The 2,170-nt window shown below is 23.1% G+C and carries 1 pseudogene; it reads left to right on the forward strand.

Going from position 1 to position 2,170, the window contains the following annotated elements:
• Nucleotides 1-2,151: pseudogene (locus tag D9R21_RS07425) on the forward strand (hypothetical protein); the annotation flags it as partial.
• Nucleotides 2,152-2,170 lie beyond the last annotated feature (19 nt).

Consider the following 2,170-nt stretch of genomic DNA (forward strand, 5'->3'; position numbering starts at 1 on the left):
TATTCAATTGATAGTATTCCGTTAGATTTTGCTAATCAATCACAATATAGCGACCCCAATTTAGAACAATTATTTAGTGAAGACCGTGCCAGAACCTTATACATTTATAAAATTAATAATCTTGTTAAGACAAAGCAAAAACCAACCTTAAACTACTCTCAAAATAGCGTTAAAATAGGTTTTATTGATAAAGATGAATATATTAAAATAACTGGTTATGAAATTAGTGACTTTAATTTTAAATTACAAATTCAACAAAATACTACAATTCAAGATAATAGCACTAGTTATATAATGATTGATGAAAAAGATATTTTAATTAATGATATTTCAAAAAAAGACAAAGAATTTTTAGAATCTTATGACTTAAAAATAGTATCTATTAATGAACCAATTAGTGAAGACAATAAAAATGAATGTTATATTATTGAAGAATATAAACGCCCTTATTCACCTGATGGTGTAGATATTATTAAATCTACGCATTTAGTAAAAATAACTGATTTTAAATGAAAAAACCAAAATAGTATTCATTTAGTTTTACAAAAATCATTACCTGAAGATGCTGTATTTACTGGAATTGAAATTAAGTATCCTAAATCAATGTTATTTGGAAATATTAAATGTTGAGGTAATGTGAATGGTGTTTATTCTTATCCATCATCAATAGTTGAAAATGCTAGTTTAGTACCTTTGTTATCAATGCCCATTGAAACAAATCCTAATGTACGAATATTTCAATATTGATTTACGGAAAGTTTTTTACCATGAAATATTGCCAAAAACTATATTCAAGGTAAAGATATATTAGGATTATTAGATGTTAAAGAATTAAATATTGTTTTGTTAAATTATTTAACATATTGTTATAATTATGATCGAAAATTTCAAGGAGCAAAATACGATGAAAGGGGTAATCCTACTAATAAAGCAGCAGAATTACGCCAAAAATTCGAAGGGCAAAAACCCGAAGATGTCATTGATGGTTTATTTGAAAATTGAAAATTAGATAATTATAAATCTTTAAATGATAATGCTGTAAAAAGATTTAAACAAATTATCTATATGTTATCAAATTATACATATAGTAAATACGCTATTAATAAAGGTTATAATGATGATGTTAAATTATTTTCTCCTTATTATTTTGAATTAATGTCTAATCCAAGAGAATTAGAAACTGGGTATTGAGAATTTGAACATTGTAAAGTTAAATTAATTTCATCATATTTTAATTTTAGTGGTGGTTCTACTCCACCAACACCAATAAATTATTGAGAAGAAGTTGATGCAAGTGAAAAACCATTTAATCAAGTTGATAATAAATGATATTTTGTTGTATGGCGTGGTGATGAAAATGCTGATTGACGTATTATTAAATTTAAAAATAACGTAACATTATCTTCTAACAAAGTGTCAATAAAACTTGATGGTTTAAATAACCGTGATTTATTTTTAAAAATTTACAGTTTTAAACCCACAACAATTAATTTATATATATATGAAGAAAAATTTATACCATTTAAAGAATGGTGAGATAAAAGTAATAATTATTTTAAAGTAGTTTATCGTTGAAATAGTAATAGTGAACCAAACACACCGTTTATTTCACCTAAAACTGGACAGATTACAGATTGAAATTTAAAAAATCAAAATAATATCAAAAACAATGATGATGAAATTAAAGTAACTGTTAAAAACAAAGATATTTCAGAAAATATTATTTATCAATTAGAGGCAAATTATTTTAATTGACTATCATTAACAAATGAATTAGAAACAAATAATATTCCTTCACTTATTCCGGCAGAAATTAAATTATCTGATGGTGAATATGGAAAATATTTAACTAATTTAATTGTTTCTAACGACAAAATAGAAGAATATTTAAACTTTTTTTCTCAATGATATAGATTACTTTATTCTAAGGCAGTTTGAACAAACATGACTAAAGATTTAGTTGAATATAATATTAATATAACATATAATGAAAAACTATTTGCTTTAAATCAAATTGAAATATCTGGGATATGGGGTTATGGGAATTATAATATTACAATTTTTACAGAAAAAGAACAAATTAATATTAATAATTTAAAATTATTTAATAAGAATAATGAAAAATTATCATTGATTATATTAGAAATATAAAAAGTCATTTATTAAAATG

The sequence above is a fragment of the Spiroplasma endosymbiont of Megaselia nigra genome, from assembly GCF_003987485.1.
In the GTDB taxonomy this organism is placed as follows: Bacteria; Bacillota_I; Bacilli_A; order Mycoplasmatales; family Mycoplasmataceae; genus Spiroplasma.